The 16538-nt window shown below is 64.4% G+C and carries 17 protein-coding genes; 4 read left to right on the top strand and 13 right to left on the bottom strand.

The features are described 5' to 3' along the window. Nucleotides 1-73: 73 nt before the first annotated feature. The 9 genes from rplA to ACOOEX_RS01585 form a co-directional block, all read right to left on the bottom strand. The gene (rplA, locus tag ACOOEX_RS01625) at nt 74-772 is read right to left on the bottom strand and encodes a 50S ribosomal protein L1 (RefSeq protein ID WP_420396832.1); all 699 of its coding nucleotides are present in this window, start codon (nt 770-772) and stop codon (nt 74-76) included. Nucleotides 773-775: 3 nt separating this feature from the next. Further along, nucleotides 776-1228, bottom strand: coding sequence for a 50S ribosomal protein L11 (gene rplK, locus ACOOEX_RS01620; protein WP_071691218.1), 453 nt, complete (start codon nt 1226-1228; stop codon nt 776-778). 125 nt (nt 1229-1353) lie between these two features. Then, complete coding sequence (gene nusG, locus ACOOEX_RS01615) at nt 1354-1887, bottom strand: transcription termination/antitermination protein NusG (protein ID WP_071691219.1); 534 nt, start codon at nt 1885-1887, stop codon at nt 1354-1356. 190 nt (nt 1888-2077) lie between these two features. Continuing rightward, nucleotides 2078-2272 carry a preprotein translocase subunit SecE gene (gene secE / locus ACOOEX_RS01610; RefSeq protein ID WP_127560930.1) on the bottom strand — a complete coding sequence of 65 codons (195 nt, stop codon included), beginning with the start codon at nt 2270-2272 and terminating at the stop codon, nt 2078-2080. Between the two features lie 383 nt (nt 2273-2655). Further along, entirely contained in the window at nt 2656-3657 is a 1002-nt protein-coding gene (locus tag ACOOEX_RS01605; RefSeq protein WP_420396831.1) for a succinylglutamate desuccinylase/aspartoacylase family protein, read from the bottom strand. 16 nt (nt 3658-3673) lie between these two features. Next, nucleotides 3674-4699: an L-threonine 3-dehydrogenase gene (gene tdh, locus ACOOEX_RS01600; RefSeq protein WP_420398307.1), complete on the bottom strand. Its 1026-nt coding sequence runs from the start codon at nt 4697-4699 to the stop codon at nt 3674-3676. Nucleotides 4700-4712: 13 nt separating this feature from the next. After that, nucleotides 4713-5900, bottom strand: a complete 1188-nt coding sequence (locus ACOOEX_RS01595) for a glycine C-acetyltransferase (protein ID WP_420396830.1) — start codon at nt 5898-5900, stop codon at nt 4713-4715. 94 nt (nt 5901-5994) lie between these two features. Further along, on the bottom strand, nt 5995-7239 hold the full coding sequence (locus tag ACOOEX_RS01590) for a lytic murein transglycosylase (RefSeq protein ID WP_420396829.1): 1245 nt from the start codon (nt 7237-7239) through the stop codon (nt 5995-5997). Between the two features lie 233 nt (nt 7240-7472). Beyond that, on the bottom strand, nt 7473-10664 hold the full coding sequence (locus tag ACOOEX_RS01585) for a reductive dehalogenase (RefSeq protein ID WP_420396828.1): 3192 nt from the start codon (nt 10662-10664) through the stop codon (nt 7473-7475). 72 nt (nt 10665-10736) lie between these two features. Between ACOOEX_RS01585 and ACOOEX_RS01580 the strand changes: the two genes are divergently transcribed. From ACOOEX_RS01580 to ACOOEX_RS01565, 4 genes are all read left to right on the top strand, one after another. Next, the gene (locus ACOOEX_RS01580) at nt 10737-11507 is read left to right on the top strand and encodes a helix-turn-helix transcriptional regulator (protein WP_420396827.1); all 771 of its coding nucleotides are present in this window, start codon (nt 10737-10739) and stop codon (nt 11505-11507) included. A gap of 59 nt (nt 11508-11566) precedes the next feature. Beyond that, nucleotides 11567-12307 (top strand): SDR family oxidoreductase, encoded by a 741-nt coding sequence (locus ACOOEX_RS01575; RefSeq protein WP_420396826.1) that lies wholly within the window; start codon nt 11567-11569, stop codon nt 12305-12307. Then, complete coding sequence (locus tag ACOOEX_RS01570) at nt 12307-13296, top strand: P1 family peptidase (protein ID WP_420398306.1); 990 nt, start codon at nt 12307-12309, stop codon at nt 13294-13296. Before ACOOEX_RS01575 ends, ACOOEX_RS01570 begins: the two co-directional genes overlap by 1 nt. A 63-nt stretch (nt 13297-13359) precedes the next feature. After that, nucleotides 13360-13935, top strand: a complete 576-nt coding sequence (locus ACOOEX_RS01565) for a hypothetical protein (RefSeq protein WP_420396825.1) — start codon at nt 13360-13362, stop codon at nt 13933-13935. A gap of 47 nt (nt 13936-13982) precedes the next feature. Here ACOOEX_RS01565 and ACOOEX_RS01560 read toward each other — a convergent pair whose 3' ends face one another. From ACOOEX_RS01560 to ACOOEX_RS01545, 4 genes are all read right to left on the bottom strand, one after another. Continuing rightward, nucleotides 13983-15002, bottom strand: coding sequence for a zinc-binding dehydrogenase (locus ACOOEX_RS01560; protein ID WP_420396824.1), 1020 nt, complete (start codon nt 15000-15002; stop codon nt 13983-13985). 119 nt (nt 15003-15121) lie between these two features. Further along, on the bottom strand, nt 15122-15685 hold the full coding sequence (locus ACOOEX_RS01555) for a F0F1 ATP synthase subunit B (RefSeq protein ID WP_420398305.1): 564 nt from the start codon (nt 15683-15685) through the stop codon (nt 15122-15124). Beyond that, nucleotides 15682-16209: a F0F1 ATP synthase subunit B' gene (locus ACOOEX_RS01550; protein ID WP_071691232.1), complete on the bottom strand. Its 528-nt coding sequence runs from the start codon at nt 16207-16209 to the stop codon at nt 15682-15684. The genes ACOOEX_RS01555 and ACOOEX_RS01550 overlap by 4 nt, the downstream gene beginning before the upstream one ends. 83 nt (nt 16210-16292) lie before the next feature. Next, the gene (locus tag ACOOEX_RS01545; RefSeq protein ID WP_071691233.1) at nt 16293-16517 is read right to left on the bottom strand and encodes a F0F1 ATP synthase subunit C; all 225 of its coding nucleotides are present in this window, start codon (nt 16515-16517) and stop codon (nt 16293-16295) included. Nucleotides 16518-16538 lie beyond the last annotated feature (21 nt).

Genomic DNA, 16538 nt, shown 5'->3' with positions numbered 1-16538 from the left:
TGGCGGCCCCGCCATTCATACCGGCGAACCGGCATGAAATCTCGTAGGGTGGGCAGTTCTGCCCACCTCCGGGTCAGTTGCCGGTCGCGCTGTCGACGGACACGGACACGCCCGGGCCCATGGTCGAGCTGAGCGACACGCGCTTCATGTAGGCACCCTTGGCACCGGTCGGCTTGGCCTTGGACACCGCATCCACGAAGGCGCGGATGTTTTCGGCCAGCTGGTCGGCGTTGAACGACACCTTGCCCACACCGGCATGCACGACACCGGCCTTCTCGGCGCGGAACTGCACCTGGCCGCCCTTGGCCGCTTTCACGGCTTCGGCAACATCCATGGTCACGGTCCCGATCTTGGGGTTCGGCATCAGGTTCCGGGGGCCAAGCACCTTACCCAGACGGCCGACGATCGGCATCATGTCCGGGGTGGCGATGCAGCGTTCGAACTCGATGGTGCCGCCCTGAACGGTTTCCATCAGATCCTCTGCGCCGACGATATCAGCTCCTGCGGCCAGGGCTTCTTCTGCCTTGGGGCCACGGGCGAAGACGGCGACGCGGACGGATTTGCCGGTGCCATTGGGCAGGGTGACCGTGCCGCGGACCATCTGGTCGGCGTGGCGCGGGTCGACGCCCAGGTTCATCGCGATTTCGACCGACTCGTCGAACTTGGCGTTGGCGTTGGCCTTGATTAGCGCAACGGCATCCTCGACGGTGATGTCTTCCTTGCCGGCGAAGGCTTCGCGGGCGGCGCGGGTACGTTTACCGAGCTTTGCCATGATTTACCCTTTCACCTCGATGCCCATCGAATTGGCCGAACCGACGATGATCTTCATCGCTGCTTCGACGTCATTCGCACTGAGATCCTTCATCTTGGCTTCCGCGATCTCGCGGACCTGCTTGACGGTCACGGTTGCGATCGTTTCACGGCCGGGATTCTCGGCGCCACGGGGACGGTTGCGCTTGCCGACGGGCTTCAGGCCGGCGGCCTTCTTGAGGTAATAAGACGCGGGGGGCGTCTTGATTTCCATCGTGAAGGACTTGTCCTGGTAGTAGCTGATCACGGTCGGACAGGGCGAACCCGGTTCCATTTCCTGCGTCTTGGCGTTGAACGCCTTGCAGAATTCCATGATGTTGATCCCGCGCTGACCGAGGGCCGGACCCACGGGCGGAGACGGGTTGGCTTGCCCCGCCTTGATCTGCAGCTTCATCTTGCCGATCAGTTTCTTGGCCATTTGGCCTCTCCTTCCATCATCGGCGGGGATCTTCCCGCCCTATGAAGACGCAACGCGTTGCGCCCTCGGTGGTTAGCGTGGTGCGGTCCGGACACGCGTGCCCTCGCCTCCCACGAATGATCACGTCAGGCCTGTTTGGTGACCTGCGTGAATTCCAGTTCGACCGGGGTTTCCCGGCCAAAGATCGACACCGTCACCTTCAGGCGCTGATTGGCGTCGTCCACTTCTTCGACCATGCCATCGAAATCCTCGAACGGGCCTTCGTTGACTTTGACCTTCTCACCAATCTCGTAAGTGATGGTCGAGCGCGGCTGCGCCTCGCCCTCTTCGACCCGGTTCAGGATCGCGTTCACCTCGGCGTCGCGCATCGGCATCGGGCGGCCTTGCGGGCCCAGGAAGCCCGTGACGCGGGGAATCGAGTTGATGGCATGATAGGCACGGTCTGTCATCTCCATGCGCACAAGCACGTAGCCGGGCATGAAGCGGCGCGGCACGGTGACTTTCTTGCCACGACGCACCTCGATCACATCCTCTTCGGGAACCAGAACTTCTTCAATCTCGTCCTGAAGGCCGCCTTCTTCCACGGCAGTCCTGATCTGCTCGGCAATGCGCTTTTCGAAATTCGAAAGCACCGAGACCGAATACCACCGCTTCGCCATACCTGCCCGTTCCTCAAGCCCGGGGTCACCGACCCCAAAATTTCCAAGTATTCCCAATGTTTTACCCAAATCGGGCCGAACAAAAAACAGCGCGCATCACGAATCGACGCACGCCATTTCCGGGAAAGTGAGCCGTGACCTACCCCCCAAGTGACGGAAAATCAAGGGGTTCGGTCCGGGTTTCTTCTGGTCAGCCAGTCATCGTCAGGATCAGTTCAAGACCCCACCGGATCAGGATGTCCACGAAGGAAAAGAAAATCGCACCGACAATGGCCAGAGCAAAGACCATCAGAGTGGTCACAAGCACCTCGCGCCGCGTCGGCCAAACGACCTTGGAGACCTCCGAACGGGTCTGTTGCAGGAACTGAAGCGGGTTGGTGGCCATGGAATCTTCATCCGGATGAGTGCGTCTGACCGGGGGTATATACGCAAGGGGGACCGGCGGCGCAAGGCGGGCAAGCGGGGCAAAATGGCCTGTCGCCATGCGTGCACCCCCCGTACACCCCCTGTGCCCCCCCCGTGCATATGAAAAACCGGTTTCGCCGACTTCGTCGTCGACCCGGGAGCGGCCCTCCTCAACCCCCGGCTGACGCCGGAGGCCTCGTCGGTCCGCGTTGCCACGGAGGTGTGGTGAGGGTGGAGCACAATGGATGCGGGCGGTGCGGTGGCGCGGGAGGGATGCCTCCGGCGGAGGTATTTGGAGCCAAGATGAAAGGGGCCGTTCGGCAAGCGGCCAGAGAGAGACGAGTCACCCCGGGCGCGATCCGGTCACGCCACGTCCCGCGCGATCTGGAAGAGGGCATCACCCCGGTCCACGCGTCCGAGCGCGCGCATGGCGAGGATTATCCCATCATAGTCCGAGACGATCTCGGTCGCGGCGCATCTCGGGTCGTCGGGGTGGTGAATCGTGGCGAGGACTGTCCCCACACCAACCTCGTCGCCGGGTTCCAGCAGGGGTTCGAACACGCCGCGTTCATAGGCATGGACCAGGCCCTGGATATGCAGCTCCCGCGTGCCGCGTGGCGCGTCCGGTTCATATCCCGGCAGCATTCCGACCGCGTGCAGAGCACGTTTCAGGCCGCGCTCAGCCCGCGCCAAAATCTCGGGCGTGACCGCGCCGCCGCCGCCGAGTTCCGCGTTCACGGTCACCACCCCCTTGCGCGCGGCTGCCCCCATCGTGGTCCGCGCCGTGCTGTTCGGGCCGCCACCGCCGGTGAAGACCCAGGCGTACGGCAGATCGAAGGCGGTCTGGAGGTTGCGCAGAGTTGCGGCTTCTTCCTCGGTCCAGCCGGGACAGCGCATGAAGGTCGGCGGATAGAAGAGGGACGCGCCGCCGGAATGCAGGTCGATGGCATAGTCGGCCAGCGGCATCAGCACCTCTTCGACGTAGTGCGCGATCAACTGGGTGGGGGTGCCGCGCGGATCGGCGGGGAAGGCGCGGTTGAGGTTGCCCTGGTCCACCGGGGAGCAGCGCAGGCCCGCATCGGCGGCGGGGAAGTTCAGCATCGGCAGGCAGATGAGGCGGCCGGTGATGTCCTCTGACCGCAGGGTCTTGGCCAACCGGTCAATCGCGATCTGTCCTTCATATTCGTCGCCATGGGTGCCGCCCATCAGCACCATGGTCGGCCCGTCGCCGTTCTTCAGAACCGTGACCGGGACGGGAATCCAGCCATAGGCGCTGCGGGTGACGGAATGGGGCACGCGGAGATAGCCGGTCTGACGGCCCTCGGCCTCGTAATCCACCTCAGACGTGATCAGCGTTTCGGTCATCTCGGGCCTCCTTCGGTCAGCCCCAGTCCATCACAACCTTTCCGGCCTGACCAGAGAGCATCGCGGCGAAGCCGTCCTCGAACTCGTCGATGCCGATGCGATGCGTGATCAGCCCGGTCAGATCGAGACCCGACTGCACCAGCGCAATCATCTTGTACCAGGTTTCATACATCTCGCGCCCGTAGATGCCTTTCACGGTCAGCATCTTGAAAATGATCTCGTTCCAGTCGACGGCAAACTCGGTGGGGGCAATGCCCAGAAGGGCGATCTTGCCGCCATTGTTCATTCGGTGAATCATCTGGCGCATGGCCGCCGCCGCGCCGGACATCTCAAGGCCCACGTCGAAGCCCTCGGTCATGCCGATCTGGTCCATCACCTCGCGCAGGGTGGTGGAGGAAGTATCGACCACATGCTGCACGCCGAGGTGCCGGGCAAGGTCGAGCCGGTAGGGCGCGATATCGGTCAGCACCACCTTGCGCGCGCCCGCCTTCTGGGCCACCAGCGCGCCCATGATGCCGATCGGGCCCGCGCCGGTCACAAGCACATCCTCGCCCACCAGATCGAAGCTGAGCGCCGTGTGAACCGCGTTGCCGAAGGGATCAAAGATCGCCGCAATCTCATCGGGGATGTCGTCGGGGATCGGCACCACGTTCGATTCGGGGATGCAGAGATACTCGGCAAAGCTGCCGGGGCGGTGGACGCCCACCCCCTTGGTGTTGCGGCAGAGATGCCCCCGGCCCGCACGGCAATTGCGGCAGGTGCCGCAGGTGATATGCCCCTCGCCCGAGACGCGCTGACCGATTTTGTATTTCGTGGCGGCCTTGCCCATGTCGACGATCTCGCCGCAGAACTCGTGGCCCACGACCATGGGAACGGGGACGGTCTTGGCGCTGAACTCGTCCCATTTCCAGATATGCACGTCGGTGCCGCAGATCGCCGACTTGCGGACCTTGATCAGCACGTCCTGCGGCCCCGGTTCGGGGACGGGCACGCGTTCCATCCAAAGGCCCGGCTCGGGACGCGCCTTGACCAGCGCTTTCATGTCGTTGCGCATGTCAGATCACCCCCATGTCGCGGCCAACGGCGATGAAGGCGTCGATGGCGGTGTCGAGTTCCGCGCGGCTGTGGGCGGCGCTCATTTGCGTGCGGATGCGGTCCTGGCCCTTCGGCACCACGGGGAAGCTGAAGGGGGCGACGTAGACGCCCTTGGCATCCAGCCGCGCCGCCATGTCCTGCGCCAGTTTCGGGTCGCGCAGCATGACGGGGATGATCGGGTGTTCGCCGGGCAAAAGGTCAAACCCCGCAGCCCCCATCCGGTCGCGGAAATGGGTAGCGTTTTCCATCAGCCGGTCGCGGCGGTCTGTCGAGGCCTCCAGCATATCCAGCACCTTGAGCGAGGTGGCGGCAATGACGGGCGCGAGCGTGTTGGAGAAGAGATAGGGGCGCGAACGCTGGCGCAGCCATTCCACCACTTCCTTGCGGCCACTGGTATAGCCGCCCGACGCGCCGCCAAGGGCCTTGCCGAGCGTGCCGGTCAGGATGTCGACCCTGTCGGCGACGCCGCAATGCTCCGGCGTGCCGCGCCCGCCGGCGCCCATGAACCCAACCGCGTGGCTGTCATCGACCATGACCATGGCGCCATATTTGTCGGCCAGATCGCAAATTTCGGGCAGCTTGGCGATATAGCCGTCCATGGAAAAGACGCCATCGGTGGCGATCATCTTGAACCGCGCGCCCTCGGCGGCCTGCAACTGCGCCTCCAGATCGGCCATGTCGGAATTGGCGTAGCGCAGGCGTTTGGCCTTGCACAGGCGCACCCCGTCGATGATCGAGGCGTGGTTGAGCGCATCAGAAATAATCGCGTCCTCGGGGCCAAGCAGCGTTTCAAACAGCCCCGCATTGGCATCGAAGCAGGAGGAATAGAGGATCGTATCCTCGTACCCCAGGAACCGGGACAGCCGCGCCTCCAGCTCCTTGTGTTCTTCCTGCGTCCCGCAGATGAAGCGCACCGAGGACATGCCGTAGCCGTAGCGATCGAGCGCATCGCGGCCCGCGGCCACCAGATCGGGATGATCGGAGAGGCCGAGGTAATTGTTGGCGCAGAGGTTGATCACCTCGCGTCCTGTTGACAGACCGACCGTGCCCGCCTGCGACGTGGTGATGACCCGCTCGGTCTTGAACAGGCCCGCGTCGCGCAGGCCGTCGAGCTCTTGCGAAAGGTGGTCGATGAAAGCCTGCGTCATGGGGGTCTCCTTCTGTCGTCTGCGGCGACTGTCATGCGGATGGGCACGGCTTGTCACGCCCTGCCCGCGTCATGCAACAGCCTGTCCGCGACGATCAGCCGGTTTGGCGCAGGCGGGCCAGCAATTCGTCGGTGGCAACGCCGGTTTCCGGCAATCCTTGCGCGCGCTCGTAGGCGCGGATCGCGGCGCGGCTGGCAGGGCCGATCACCCCGTCGCTGCCGCCCGTGTCATAGCCCTGCGCGGTCAGCCGCTCCTGCACCTCGATCCGGCCCGCGCGGGTCAGGCCGTTTTCGTCGGGCGGGTAGCTGCCGCGAATGGGCGGGCCGCCGACCAGCCGGTCGGACAGGTGACCGATGCCGATCACGTAGTTGTTGGCCGGGTTATAGCGCCGGATCGCGGTGAAGTTGCGGAAGATCATCAGGGCGGGGCCGTTGATCCCCATTTGCAGAAGGATCGCCGCATCACCATGATCGGGCACCCGGTTTCCATCCATGTCACGCACGCCCATGCCCATCCAGGAAGCGACGCTGCGGGTCCGCCTGCGCCCGGCGAGGCTTTCGTCAAACCCATCCGGCAGGCGCACCTCGATGGCCCAGGGCTGGCCCCGCTGCCAGCCATGCCGGGCGAGGTAGTTGGCCGTGGTCGCCAGCGCGTCCGTGGGATCATCGTCCCAGCACCCGCGCCGTCCGTCGCCGTCGAAATCGACGCCGTATTCCTCCAGCACTTCCGGCATGATCTGGGTGTGCCCCATGGCCCCCGCCCAGGACCCACGCATCTGTGCAACCGTGCTGTCACCCCGGTCCAACGCGCGCAATGCCGACATCAGCTGGCTGCCGAAGAACCGCCCACGCCGCCCGTCGAAGGTCAGCGTCGCCAGAGCCGCGATGACGGGTGCGTCACCCTCTCGCGTGCCGTAAAAGCTTTCCATCCCCCAGACCGCACACATGACGTGTTTCTCGACGCCGAAACGGTCTTCGATCGCCTGTAACACACGGTCATGCTGACGCAGCTTGGCACGGCCCATGCTGATCCGCTCATCTGATGCCGCAATGGCGAGGTAGTCCTCCATCGTGCGGTTGAACTCCGCCTGGTTGCGGTCGCGCTCGATCACCAGCGGCACATAGCCCACGCCGCGAAAGGCGCGGGTAACGGTGGCCTCGGAAATCCCGTTCTCCACCGCCCGCACACGAAACCCGGCCAACCATCGGTCAAAGTCAGCATTGGGAACGCTGCGCCATTCATCGCGGCTCACCAGCCCCGCGCCACCGGTCACGCATCCGGTCAACAGCAGGGCAGGCAGTCCGAGGGAAACGGCGCGGCGGGAAATCTGGAAAGGCATGGACGCGGCTCCAATGAAACGGGTTCCACCAGCCTGCCTGCTCAGGCCCGACGGCGCAACCGCCGCGAACACCCGGCATAATCGACAAGCGACCTCCCGCTTTCATCTTGGCAAAAATACCTCGGGGGAGTCGCGAAGCGACGGGGGGCAGAGCCCCCAACTCCCCTTCAGAAAAGCGCCCCGAAGGGGCGCGCGGTCGACGTGCCGAAGGCACGGCGAAATCCCAATCCGCGTCAGAGATCCAGCTCAATCACACCGCCCGGCTCAGCCGCCCGGCTCTGACAGGTAATCATCGCCCCGGCCCGCTGCGCCCTGGACAGCACGAAATCCCGATGCTCGACCTCCCCCGACAGAACCCCGCATTTGCAGACCCCGCAGATGCCATCATCGCATTTGATATCCACCGCAACACCCGCCGCCTGCAACACCTCCGCTGCTGTCTGGTCCTCGGCAACGGACAGCTCCCGCCCGTCCTTCAGGCGCAGAACAAAGGGATGGTTCTCATAGTCCGGCTGCTCCGGAACCGAGAAATACTCCAGGTGCCGCGCCTCTTCGGGAAAGCCCGCCCGTTCTGCGGCCTCGACGACCGCACTCATGTAGCGATCCGGTCCGCAGGTATAGACATGCCAGCCGGGCCTGTAGCCCGCCATCAGCCTATCCAGATCGGCGCGGCTGCCCTCGTCGGAAAAGTGCAGGTGAACCCGGTCGGCCCAGGGCATCGCGGCCAGATCATCGAGATAGCCCGCCGAGGCCCGCGACGAACAGGAATAGTGCAGCGCGAAATCCTTGCCCTGCCGGTACAACTCATGGGCGAAGGCGATCATCGGGGTGATGCCGATCCCGCCGCCCATCAGCAGGGTCCGCGCCGCGCCCATGTCCAGCTCGAAATGGTTGATGGGTTTCGAGATGAAGATCTTGCGCCCCGGCTTGAAGATCCGGTGCATCAGCTTCGATCCGCCGCGCCCCTCATCCTCGCGCAACACCCCGATCTGGTAAACCGACCGGTCCGCAGGGTCGCCAGACATGGAGTATTGCCGCAGAAACTCCGGCGCAACGACGATGTCCAGATGCGCACCCGCCGTCCAGTCCGGCAGATCGCCACCGTCCAATGCCCGGAATTCGTACTTGGTCACGTCGGGCGTCATCTTCTCGGCCTTCGTGACCTCCACCCGGATCACCGGGGCGTCGCCGGGAACGGTGTATTCGTGCAGATGGCCGGTCTCTCCCTGCGTCAGCCGCAGCTTGTACTCCTGCGCCGTCACCATCGCCTGATAGGCCTCGATCCCCTTCTCCCGATCCATCGGGAACGGGTAGGGCCACGGATGCGGCGCCAGCGGCGCGGGGTAGACGGCAAGCGTCTGATCCTCGTATTTCAGGTCGAGATCCTTTTGCAGGTCACGCCGATTGAGCGGATGCTGTGTGGGTCGATAGGCCCCGTCCTCCTCCAGCTCGATATCCCACCACCATTTCTTGACGTCGTTCAGCCCGCCATTGCCAACGGCGTCATCTAGCCGGGCCAGCAGCGGCGCGGTCATGGGCATGTTCATCGCGGCCCACCGGAAGGGTTTTTCGGCGAACAGACCCTCCAGGTTCCACGGGCAGGTCTTCATGCAGCGCCCGCACATGGCGCCGCCCTTGGTGGTGATCCGGTAGGTCGCGCATTTCTGGCTGTCGGATTTCCAGATCTCGTAGCCGTTGAACATCAGTTTTGGTCCGGCGGTGATCGCGCCCGAGGGGCATTCGCGCGCGCATTTGTTGCAGCTCTCGCAGAACCGTTGCAGCCCGAAATCAATCGGCTTGTCATGGGCCAAGGGCATATCCGTCGTCACCACGCCCGATTTCAGGCGCGGACCGAGATAGGGGTTCAGGATCACTTCGCCGATGCGGCTGACCTCGCCCAGTCCCGACAGCAACAGAAGAGGCGGTTGCAACACCTCTCCATCCATCACCGAGTGGGCCTTGGCCTTGTAGCCGAGGTTGCGGATCTGTTGCGCGATGACGCCACCAAGCAGGGAAAACCGCAGATAGGCCCGCATGGATTGGGCCACCGATATCCAGTCATCGCCGGACGCGCCTTCCATGGTCTCATAGCCCTGGTCGATGATCATGCTGATCGCCTGATCGTGGGGCGGGTCGATGGGGTCGCCCAAGGCATCATGGGAATACCACGCCCAATCCGGGCAGCGCGACAGGCCAACGGCATCGACGCCGAGGAAGTAGCTGGCCGCCTTGATATTCGCGGCATTGCGCGCGGCATCGGTCGGGCGGGGGCCATCCGGGTTTGGCACGCCATCCTGCAACAATACGAAGGCCCCAAGTGCCCGGCGCTGTGCCGTGGATGGTGCGGATTTCCGAACGTAGTGGCCGCCTTTGGCGCCGTCCTGCAGGGCCTTGCCCATGTCGCCGAACTGGGCGCGGGCGAACATATCGGTGCGCTTTGGAACGCGGGCCACTCGGGCCTCGTCGATATAGGTCGTGGGGGTGTCAACCCGTTTGAGCTTTTCGAACGGGTGTCCGCCGTCGACGAAGCGGCGCTTGTCATAGGGGTTGCGGTTGAGCGCGGAGCGCTGCACACCCTTGCCAAACCGCCATGCCGCGCCGCCTGTGCCGGGGGTGTCCGCGAGGGGCCGGTCGCAGGTCAGGTCCATTTGGCAGGTCACCCCGGCGACACCGAACCGCTTGCCGATGAATGGGGCGGTCAGCCCATTACCCTCCACCCGCGCCAACCCCGCCGCCACGGTCAGCTTGTTCAGGTCCACATCGCTGGCTGCACCCGAATGCGATTTGGCCGGGAAGCCCAGAAGCCGAAGGTAATTCGCAATGACACTGGCGGTTTCATTGGCGCGCAGACAGGCCCGCGCCTCCAGCGCGTCGTCCAGCCAATCGCAGCCCTCCTCGCCCGCCTCCGGCGCGCGCGGGTTTTCGTAAAGATAGACGATCGCATGGGTATGGCCGTCGATGGTGGTGGGCGGCGCCTCCATACTGTCTTTCAGATCGGCCATGATCATGTCGATGCCAGAGGCGAGCGTTTTGGTCTGCCGGGTCTTCAGATCATGGGCCAGCCGGTCGATATCCGGGTTGCGGATCGGGTCCGCCAGCAGGGCGGCATCCGGCAGGTGGCAAATCCCCACCATTGCGGCATCGTTGAAATAGCCAAAGGCCTTGAGGTGATTGGCCCGCTCCGTCGGATCGGCTGGGATATCAGAGGTCACCGGATTCACCAACCCGTCCCGGATCGCGTCCAGCATCGCCTGATATTCGCGCATTGCGTTCACGATGCTTTCCGGCGCGTCGGGGCGACTGAACCTCACGGTCTGCATGGCCGGGACCGCCGATAGATCCGCCTCGTCCGTGCGCGACAACCGCTCCAGCGGGAAAGGCCCCAGATGGACGGGTCGGTTGCGGTCAGAGAAAAGGCGGGTCATTGGCGGCCCCGGTGTCCCGTGAGTTGAGACCTCTTGCTTAGCCGAAGCAGGGCGGCCTATTCTGTCACCCGTATGAGTGACAATCCGACCACCTCCCCCCTACCCCGCGATCCCGTCGCCGCACTTGTGGCCACTGTGCCAACCGATGGGTTCGGGGCGGCGCTGCTGGCCCATATCCGCACCCAGGCCGAGATCGCCAATTTCGGGGCCTTCCTTGTGCCCGATCTGGCCAACCCGCAGCCGGTCCTGTCGGTCTGGTCGGGGCAGATGAGCGACTATTGGTTCAACGTGAACGCACGGCGGATCACGTCCCACGATGCTCTGCGCCGCGACTTCGTCGAGCGCATCCAACGCGCCCCGCCGGGCGGGCTGGTCATCGACAGATGGCACCCGCCCGCCGACGACCCCCGCGCACCGATCTATTCCCGTGACAAGGTGATCGAGCGGGTGTCGGTCGCCTCTCGCACGGGGCGGGGCGGGTTCGTGTCTTTCTATCTGCGGAGTGAGCAATCGGGCTGGTTGACCGCCACGGACATGGACCGACTGCACACGGTCCTGCCGCTGGCTCATGAATTGATCGGGCTCAGGCATCGGCTGGTCGGAACGTCCGACAGCACGGCTTCGGGGCTGCGGGACAGGGCTGTGGACCCGTTCACGGCCCTCAGCACGCGAGAGGCAGAGGTCTGCGACCACGCCGCACGCGGGGTTTCGGTGGCGGGAACCGCCGTGGCGCTTGGTGTATCCGAGAACTCGGTTCGGACCCTGCGCAAGCGTGCCTGGCGCAAGCTTGGGGTTGGATCTGCGACGCAGTTGACTGCTCTGGTTCTGGCCAACCGGAGCTAAGCCCCTTTCCGCCCCGTCCGTTTCGTGGAAACATCGAACCAAACAGCGGAGAGAGAGTGATGAGACTGGAAGGCAAGACCGCCATCGTGACCGGCGCGGGATCGGGGTTTGGCGCAGGCATCGCGCGGCGTTTCGCGGCAGAGGGCGCGAAGGTCATGGTCGTGGACCTGAATGGCGACGCGGCGGAATCCGTCGCGGCAGAGATCGGTGGCATTGCGCAGGTCACGGATGTTTCCAACGGCGAGAGCGTCAGGGAAATGACCCGCGCCGCACTGGATGCCTGGGGCTGTATCGACATTCTGGTCAACAATGCCGGCATCACCCATTTGCCGAAACCGCTGGAAACGGTGACGGAAGAGGAATTCGACCGGGTTCTGGCCGTGAATGCCAAATCGGTCTACCTGACGGCGCGGGAAATCGTGCCGCATATGAAGGATGCGGGCGCCGGGGCCATCGTGAACATCGCCTCGACCGCCGGGGTCAGCCCGCGCCCGAACCTCAACTGGTACAATGCCTCCAAGGGCTGGATGATCACCGCGACCAAGGCGATGGCGGTGGAGCTTGCCCCCTTCGGCATTCGTGTGAATGCGGTCAATCCGGTGGCAGGCGAAACGCCGCTTTTGAAAAGCTTCATGGGAGAGGACACGCCGGAGATCCGGGCCAAGTTTATCTCGACCATTCCAATCGGCCGCTTCTCGACGCCCGAGGACATCGCCAACGCGACGCTCTATTTCGCCTCGGACGAGGCCAACATGGTGACGGGTGTGGCCATGGAAGTGGACGGGGGGCGTTGCATCTGATGCGCCCCGGCCCGAGGAACCTGATCACCGATGTGCCCGGTCTGCGGGTGGGCAACGCGGAAGATCACCGGGTGAAGACCGGCGCGACCGTGTTGCTGGCCGACCGGCCCTTCACCGCTGCAGTGCATGTGATGGGCGGCGCGCCCGGCACGCGGGAAACCGACCTACTGGCCCCCGACAAGACGGTGCAGGAGGTTGATGCGCTGGTTCTGTCGGGCGGCTCGGCCTTCGGGCTGGATGCGGCATCCGGCGCTGCGGATTGGCTGCGGGGTCAGGGACGCGGGTTTGCCGTGGGCGATCAGCTTGTGCCGATCGTGCCGGGGGCCATCGTGTTCGACCTGATCAACGGGGGCGACAAGGATTGGCGCGAGAGCCCCTACAAACGGCTCGGGGCCGAGGCGGCGGAGGCTGCCGGAGAGACATTCGCCCTTGGCACCGCCGGGGCCGGGACGGGGGCAATCATTGCCGATCTAAAAGGTGGCCTTGGGTCGGCTTCTGTCGTTCTTCCCTCGGGCCATACGGTCGGGGCGCTCGTGGTGGTGAATGCGCTCGGTCAGGTGACCGTTGGCGATACCGGGCACTTCTGGGCGGCACCCTTCGAAATGGGCGGCGAATTCGGCGGGCGCGGAACTGCCCCCGGCTTTGACGCCAGCCAAGCCCCACGCCACAAGGGTGGACCGGGGCAGGCCACGACGATTGCCATCGTCGCAACGGATGCTGCACTGACACAGGCGCAGGCCACGCGCATGGCAACGGCCGCCCATGACGGCATGGCCCGTGCGATTTATCCCAGCCACACCCCAATGGACGGGGACCTGATCTTTGCCGCCGCAACAGGGGAAAGGCCACTGGCCGACCCGGTCTGGGACGCTTTGCATCTGGGACACGCAGCGGCATTGTGCCTGTCGCGCGCCGTTGCTCGTGGAGTCTATGAAGCGACCCCCGCAGATGGCGACCCGCTGCCGACGTGGCAGTCGACCTTTGGCTGAGACTTGGTGAATCCGGTTCGGCGCGCTAAGCTGCGCGCATTGTATTGATCACGGAGATTTCACATGCGACTGACAGCAATCGCAGCCGCCGTAACACTGGCCGTATCCCCCCTGCCCGCCCTCGCGGACTCTCACGAGGATGAGGTCATGGCCACGCTGCAATCCGCCATGGACGCCTATAGTGCCGGCGACATCCAGTATGCGCTGGAGGAACTGGCCTATGCGCAGCAACTGCTGAACGGGCTGGTGGCCGAAGGGTTGCAGGGCTTCCTGCCTGCGGCGCTCGATGGCTGGACGATGACCATTGACGAGGATGCGGCCCAGGGCATGGGCTTTATCGGCGGTGGCACCATTGCGCGGGGCGAGTATTGCGGGCCGGGGTCGTGTTTCACGATTACACTGATGGCGGACAATCCGATGGTCACCTCTATGGGCGCGATGCTGGGGAACGCCCAGATGATGGCCGCCATGGGGCCGATCGTTCGGATCAACCGGCAGAGCTTCCTCAACCAGGACGGGGACCTTTCTGCGCTGATCGGCAACCGGATCCTTGTGCAGGCCGAGGATGGCGACGAGGATGTGATGGTTCAGCATCTCGAACAGATGGACTTCCGCGAGATGATGATGTTTGGGATGTGATTCCGAACCGTGGCACGACCCGGCGGGTCGTGCCACCGCCCCCTGGTTCAGGGGGCAATCTGGACCTTGGCATCCTTCGTGGCCAGCACCTGCGGGAAGCGGTCCAGCGCATCGGCCAGCGGCAGGACCTCTGACACATCCGTATGCCACGCGCCGCTTGCAAACCGCGCCTGAACCTCGCCTACAAGCTGAGCGACCTTCTCGGGTGGCGTTTCACGTAGCCAGCTGGAGAGCCAGAACCCCTCGATCCGTTTGCCCATGAAGATGAACTGTCCCATCTGGTCGAGGCGCGGCGGCGTGGTGGCCAGTCTGCCATAGCAGACCCATCTTGCGCCTCGTGGCATGGCGGAGAAGAGGTCGGCGGTCACCTGATCGGCCACGGCATCCAGTAGGATGCGCGGACCATGCTCCGCCATAACCGCCTTGGCACGATCCGCAAAATCGGGGGAGGTACTGACCAGCACGTCAGCCGCACCAAGCGCCTTCAGCGTCTCAGCCTGCTCGGCGCGGCGCACCACGGGGACGGCCGCGATGCCCGCATCCTTGGCCAGCCCGATCAGGAACTTGCCAAGCTGCGATCCACCGGCGGTGAACACGAACGCCCCGGCCCCATCGGCCCGCACGATGTCGAACATGGCCATGGCGGTCATCGGGTTGACGATCAGGCCTGCCCCGTCCTCGTCTTTCAGATCCGGGCGCAGGGGGATCATCATGCGCGTATCGGCGATGGCATATTCCGCCCAGGTACCCCAGCCCATGCCAAAGAAGCTGACCCGCTGACCCAGAAGCGGCGTGTCGCCGGCCACAACCTCGCCAGCGCCTTCAAAGCCTGCGGGCATCCCGGCCTTTCGGGGCTGCCCATACTGGCCAGACACGAACATCAAGTCCGAGGGATTCACGGCGGCGCGGGCGACCTTGATCAGCGCCTGCCCGTCCTTTGGCTGCGGCACCGGCAGAGTGGTCAGCTCCAAAAAGGATGACAGGTCGGTCGGCATGTCGCCTGCCCCGCCTTTGGCATATCCGTCTTCGCGCAGGACAAGCGCGGTCATCGTTTCGGGCAGGGTCATGGCGGCTCTCCTTCAGGTGCTGAACGCCTGATCTAGGGAACCTCGTGGCGCCCCAAAAGGAAACCCCCGGCGTGACATTGCGTCAGCCGGGGGCTTTTTGTTCGGTCGATGGCGCGCGTTTAGTGGAGGCGGGCCGAAACCTCTTCGATGGCACCGTCGATCAACTTGTTCTGATCTGCGGCGCTGGTCTTGGCGGCAATCACTTCCGCAGCGGCAGCCACGGCGATGCTGATGGCCCGGTCGCGCACTTCGCGCACGGCACCGGCTTCGGCAGAGGCGATCTGGTCCTCGGCAGCGGCCAGACGGCGGGCAATCGAAGCCTTGAGGTCGGCCTTGGCCTGCTCGGCGGCGATCTGCGCTTCCTCGCGGGCCTGGGCGACGATACGCTCGGACTGCTCGGCCACTTCACGCTGCTTGCGCTCATAGGAGGCGAGGATCGTCTGAGCCTCTTCACGCAGAGCGCGGGCTTCGTCCAGCTCGTTGCGGATGCCTTCGGCGCGCTGGTCCAGAAGGCCCATCAGGATGCCAGGCACCTTGAAGTAGACCAGAACCCCGATGAACACGAGGAACGAGATCAGCACCACGAAGTCGGTGTTGAACAGTGAGAAGAACGGACCCGATGCCGCGAAAGCGGGCGAGCCGATCAGTGCGAAAAGAACTGCAAGGCGTTTCATGTCCCTTATCCTTTCACACGTGCGGTGACAGCGGCGGCGATCGACGCATCGTCGGATGCGGTCGGTGCCAGCGTGGCCACGATTTCGGCTGCGGTGTCGCGGGCAACCGCGTCCACGGCTTCCAGCGCACCGGCACGGATCTCGTCGATCCGGGCGGCGGATTCCGCGGCCTTTGCTGAAATCTCGGCATCGGCCTTGGCGGTTGCATCCGCAAGGTCGGCCATGATCTCGGCGCGGGTTTCCGCTGCAATGGCCTGAGCTTCGGCGCGGGCGTCGGCGAGGGCCTTGTTATAGGCTTCTTCGGCGGCGGCGGCCTGACGCTTCAGGTCTTCGGCAGCGGCGATATCATTCGTTATGGTTCCCTGACGCTCGGCCAGAACAGCCCCGATCCGGGGCAGAGCGACGCGAGACAGGATCAGGTAGATCACCACGATAGTGATCACGAGCCAGAAGATCTGGTTCGGGAAAGTAGAAAAGTCGAGCTGCGGCATTCCGGGTGCGGAAGCAGCGCCCTCTGTTGCGTCAACGGCCATCTTGTCCTCCGAGGAACCTGGTTACACCGGACCGTTCGCACGCATGGCAAACGGTCCGGCCGTAAGGATGGTTCGCGAAAGGCTTAGACGGCGAACATCAGCAGCAGAGCGACAAGGAATGCGAAGATCCCCAGTGCTTCTGCGAATGCGATGCCGATGAAGAGCGTTGCGGTCTGGCCGGCTGCTGCCGACGGGTTGCGCAGTGCGCCGGACAGGAAGTTGCCTGCCACGTGACCCACACCGATTGCGGCTGCGCCGGAACCGATTGCTGCGAGGCCAGCGCCGATGTGTGCGAGATCGCCTTCCATGTGATTTCTCCTTACGATTGG

It is taken from the genome of Nioella sp. (assembly GCF_965215655.1).
Lineage (GTDB): Bacteria > Pseudomonadota > Alphaproteobacteria > Rhodobacterales > Rhodobacteraceae > Nioella.
This window is presented reverse-complemented; position numbering and strand designations above follow the sequence as displayed.

Coding starts and splice junctions, on each gene's coding strand:
- rplA (WP_420396832.1), bottom strand. CDS start 772: ATGGCAAAGCTCGGTAAACGTACCCGCGCCGCCCGCGAAGCCTTCGCC.
- rplK (WP_071691218.1), bottom strand. CDS start 1,228: ATGGCCAAGAAACTGATCGGCAAGATGAAGCTGCAGATCAAGGCGGGG.
- nusG (WP_071691219.1), bottom strand. CDS start 1,887: ATGGCGAAGCGGTGGTATTCGGTCTCGGTGCTTTCGAATTTCGAAAAG.
- secE (WP_127560930.1), bottom strand. CDS start 2,272: ATGGCCACCAACCCGCTTCAGTTCCTGCAACAGACCCGTTCGGAGGTC.
- ACOOEX_RS01605 (WP_420396831.1), bottom strand. CDS start 3,657: ATGACCGAAACGCTGATCACGTCTGAGGTGGATTACGAGGCCGAGGGC.
- tdh (WP_420398307.1), bottom strand. CDS start 4,699: ATGAAAGCGCTGGTCAAGGCGCGTCCCGAGCCGGGCCTTTGGATGGAA.
- ACOOEX_RS01595 (WP_420396830.1), bottom strand. CDS start 5,900: ATGACGCAGGCTTTCATCGACCACCTTTCGCAAGAGCTCGACGGCCTG.
- ACOOEX_RS01590 (WP_420396829.1), bottom strand. CDS start 7,239: ATGCCTTTCCAGATTTCCCGCCGCGCCGTTTCCCTCGGACTGCCTGCC.
- ACOOEX_RS01585 (WP_420396828.1), bottom strand. CDS start 10,664: ATGACCCGCCTTTTCTCTGACCGCAACCGACCCGTCCATCTGGGGCCT.
- ACOOEX_RS01580 (WP_420396827.1), top strand. CDS start 10,737: ATGAGTGACAATCCGACCACCTCCCCCCTACCCCGCGATCCCGTCGCC.
- ACOOEX_RS01575 (WP_420396826.1), top strand. CDS start 11,567: ATGAGACTGGAAGGCAAGACCGCCATCGTGACCGGCGCGGGATCGGGG.
- ACOOEX_RS01570 (WP_420398306.1), top strand. CDS start 12,307: ATGCGCCCCGGCCCGAGGAACCTGATCACCGATGTGCCCGGTCTGCGG.
- ACOOEX_RS01565 (WP_420396825.1), top strand. CDS start 13,360: ATGCGACTGACAGCAATCGCAGCCGCCGTAACACTGGCCGTATCCCCC.
- ACOOEX_RS01560 (WP_420396824.1), bottom strand. CDS start 15,002: ATGACCCTGCCCGAAACGATGACCGCGCTTGTCCTGCGCGAAGACGGA.
- ACOOEX_RS01550 (WP_071691232.1), bottom strand. CDS start 16,209: ATGGCCGTTGACGCAACAGAGGGCGCTGCTTCCGCACCCGGAATGCCG.
- ACOOEX_RS01545 (WP_071691233.1), bottom strand. CDS start 16,517: ATGGAAGGCGATCTCGCACACATCGGCGCTGGCCTCGCAGCAATCGGT.